The following is a 3,616-nucleotide window of genomic DNA, read 5'->3' on the forward strand; positions in this document are numbered from 1 at the left end:
CGGTGTGGCGTCGATTGGCTTCCCGGGAGCGAGCGGCGCATACTTCGTTCCGACGACTGCGAACGCCGATCATCAGAACTACTACGGCGGACAGATCGTCAAGGCGAGCGACGGCACACTCTCGATGCCGCCCGCCACGTGCCAGCCCGACACGATCGCCTTCATCTGGCGCGTCTGCTCCTCGAGCGACGCAGCCGCGGCCGCGGCCTGCTCGACGAGCGCCGCGTTCTGCTGCGTGACCGAATCCATCTGGCCGACCGCGCGGTTGACCTGCTCGATGCCGGTCGACTGCTCGTCCGACGCGGCGCTGATCTCGCCCATGATGTCGGTCACGCGGCGCACGGCCTGCACGATCTCGTCCATCGTCGAGCCGGCGCGCGACACGAGCGCCGACCCGCTTTCGACCTTCTCGACCGAATCGCCGATCAGCTGCTTGATTTCCTTCGCGGCGCTCGCGCTGCGCTGCGCGAGCGAGCGCACCTCGCCCGCGACCACCGCGAAGCCGCGGCCCTGTTCGCCCGCGCGGGCGGCTTCGACCGCCGCGTTCAGCGCGAGGATGTTGGTCTGGAACGCGATGCCTTCGATCGTGCCGATGATGTCGACGACCTTGCCCGAGCTCCCCGCGATGTCCTGCATCGTCGCCACGACCTGGCCGACCACGTCGCCGCCCTGCGTCGCGATGTCCGACGCGTTGACCGCGAGCTGGCTGGCCTGGCGCGCGTTCTCCGCGTTCTGGCGCACGGTGCCCGTCAGCTGCTCCATGCTCGACGCGGTTTCCTGCAGCGACGCGGCCTGCTCCTCGGTACGCTGCGACAGGTCGATGTTGCCGGTCGCGATCTCGCGCGCGCCGACGTCGATCGATTCGGTGCCGCGATGCACGGCCTGCACCATCGTCGTGACGGCGTCCTGCATCCGCTTGATGCCGCCGAACAGGCGGCCGATCTCGTTCGTGCTGAACACGTTCACCGGCTGCGTGAGGTCGCCGCCGGCGATGCGCTCGAAGTGCGCGATCGCGTCCTCGAGCGGCTTCACGATCAGCCCGCGCAGCGCGAAACGAATCGCGACCACGACGACGAACGCGATCGCGATGCCGGCCGCGATCAGCCCGATCATCAGCGAGATCTGCGATTGCGTCGTGGCCTGGCGATCTTCCGCGCGCTTCTGCAGCGACGCGATCACGGCCGACGCAGCCTGGTCGTACGCGACGAACATCGGGCTGATCTTGGTATCGGCGACCGCGTGGTACGCGGCCATGTCGCCCGCGCGCGCGGCCGCGAACTCGGGCTCGACGCCTTCCTTCACGATCGTCGTGTAGCGGGTGGTCAGGTCGTCGACGAGCGCCTGCTCGATGCCGAGCTTCGGCGTCGACTGGAACGCCTGCCAGTTCTGGTTCGACTTCGCATACAGCTCCTGCGCGCGATCGAGCACCTTGGCCGCTTCGGCCGTGTTGCCGCCTTCCGTCAGCGAACGGAAGCGGTCGAGCGACACGCGCGCGCGCAGCAGGTACGACGACGTGTCGTCGAGCGTATGGAGTGCCGGCAGGTCGACGTGCGCGATCTCGTCGAGCGAGCGGCTCGCGTGATTCAGCGCGACCAGGCCGAGCCCGCCAACGGCTGCGGCCAGCACCGCGAGGATGAGTCCGACCGCCGTGAGCGTCGTGCGGATCGACCAGTTATGCAACATTGCAGATTCTCCCGAAATTCCTGCGCGCGCGACGCGCTTACCCGCCGAGCGTCTCGATCAGCGCCATTTCACGGCTCGACATCAGCTTCTCGATGTCCATCAGGATCAGCATCCGGCCGTCGACCGTGCCGAGGCCCGTCAGGTACTCGGTCGTCAGCGTCGCGCCGAACTCCGGCGCCGGCATGATCTGGTCGGTCTGCAGCGTCAGCACGTCCGACACGCCGTCCACCACCATCCCGACCACGCGATGCGCGACGTTCAGGATGATCACGACGGTCTGGTGGTCGTACTCGACGCGGCCGAGATGGAACTTGATCCGCATGTCGACGATCGGCACGATGATCCCGCGCAGGTTGATCACGCCCTTGATGAATTCCGGCGCGTTCGCGATGCGCGTGACGCTGTCGTAGCCGCGGATTTCCTGCACTTTCAGGATGTCGATCCCGTATTCCTCGTCGCCGAGCGTGAACACGAGGAATTCCTGGCCCGTCGCGTCGCCTTGCTCCGCGTCGCGGCGGCTCGTTGCCGCGTTCGCCGCGGCCGGATTGATCATTTGGACTTCAGCAGCCACGTTTGCCCCCAATCGGTTGAATGGCGAGAGACATCAGAACATCGCGAGCTCGGCGCCGGCACGGGCGCCGTGCGTCGCACGGGTTTCGCGGTTCAGCGCCGCGACGTCGACGATCAGCGCGACGCTGCCGTCGCCGAGGATGGTCGCCGCCGAGATGCCGTGCACCTTGCGGTAGTTGGTTTCGAGGTTCTTCACGACCACCTGCTGCTGGCCGACCAGCTCGTCGATCAGCATCGCGAAGCGGCGCCCCTCGGTTTCCATGATCGTGACGATCCCTTGCGTCGGGTCGGTGCGCGCGTCCTCGACCGAGAACACCTCGTGCAGCGCAACGAGCGGCAGGTATTCGCCGCGCACGCGCACCACGCGCTCGCCGTTGCCGACCGTGTAGATGTCGTCGTTCGACGGTTGCAGCGACTCCATCACGAAGTTCAGCGGCAGGATGAAGATCTCGTTGCCGACCTTCACCGACATCCCGTCGAGGATCGCCAGCGTGAGCGGCAGCACGATCCGCGTGGTCGTGCCGCGGCCGGCCAGCGACGAGATCTCGACGTGGCCGCCCATCGACTGGATGTTGCGCTTCACGACGTCCATCCCGACGCCGCGGCCCGACACGTCGGTCACCGTCTCGGCGGTCGAGAAGCCCGGCGCGAAGATCAGCTGCCAGACTTCGTCGTCGCTGATGGTGTCGGACACCTGCATGCCCTGTTTCGCGGCTTTCGCGAGGATCCGCTCGCGGTTCAGGCCCGCGCCGTCGTCGCTCACCTCGATCACGATGTTGCCGCCGTGATGCGCGGCCGACAGCACCAGCTGGCCGACCGCGTCCTTGCCGGCGGCGACCCGCTTGTCGACGGTCTCGATCCCGTGGTCGAGGCTGTTGCGCACGAGGTGGGTCAGCGGATCGATGATCCGTTCGATCAGGCTCTTGTCGAGCTCGGTCGCCTGGCCGAACGTCACCAGCTCGACCTGCTTGCCGAGCTTGCCGGCGAGGTCGCGCACCAGCCGCGGGAAGCGGCTGAACACGTAGTCCATCGGCATCATGCGGATCGACATCACGGCTTCCTGCAGGTCGCGCGCGTTGCGCTCGAGCTGCGCCATTCCGTTGAACAGGCGGTCGTGCAGCGCCGGATCGAACGCGCTCGCGGTTTCCGCGAGCATCGCCTGCGTGATCACGAGCTCGCCGACCAGGTTGATCAGCTGGTCGACCTTCTCGACGCCGACGCGGATCGAGCTGCCTTCGGCGCCCGCTGCGGCCGCGGCGGCCGGGCGTGCGCGCTTGTCGTCGTGATGCGCGGCGGCCTGCGGTGCGTGGTCGGCGTGCGCGTGCTGGGACGGCTGATGCGCTTGCGCGGCGGAGATCGGAAG

At 67.6% G+C, this 3,616-nt stretch carries 3 protein-coding genes; all 3 read right to left on the bottom strand.

Going from position 1 to position 3,616, the window contains the following annotated elements:
- Window positions 1-81: 81 nt before the first annotated feature.
- Window positions 82-1,683, bottom strand: coding sequence for a methyl-accepting chemotaxis protein (locus G3N61_RS38315; RefSeq protein WP_241018118.1), 1,602 nt, complete (start codon window positions 1,681-1,683; stop codon window positions 82-84).
- Between the two features lie 37 nt (window positions 1,684-1,720).
- Window positions 1,721-2,236 carry a chemotaxis protein CheW gene (gene cheW, locus G3N61_RS38320; RefSeq protein ID WP_043185043.1) on the bottom strand — a complete coding sequence of 172 codons (516 nt, stop codon included), beginning with the start codon at window positions 2,234-2,236 and terminating at the stop codon, window positions 1,721-1,723.
- A 51-nt stretch (window positions 2,237-2,287) separates the two neighbouring features.
- Window positions 2,288-3,616 (bottom strand): chemotaxis protein CheW (locus tag G3N61_RS38325; protein WP_205825038.1); only part of this gene is annotated, 1,329 nt, incomplete at its 5' end.

Origin of the sequence: Burkholderia sp. Ac-20349 (assembly GCF_017104865.1) — a bacterium.
Taxonomy (GTDB): Bacteria; Pseudomonadota; Gammaproteobacteria; order Burkholderiales; family Burkholderiaceae; genus Burkholderia; species Burkholderia aenigmatica.

What these genes read in the sequence shown, in the direction of transcription:
- G3N61_RS38315 (WP_241018118.1), bottom strand. Translation starts at nt 1,683, where the DNA reads ATGTTGCATAACTGGTCGATCCGCACGACGCTCACGGCGGTCGGACTC.
- cheW (WP_043185043.1), bottom strand. Translation starts at nt 2,236, where the DNA reads ATGATCAATCCGGCCGCGGCGAACGCGGCAACGAGCCGCCGCGACGCG.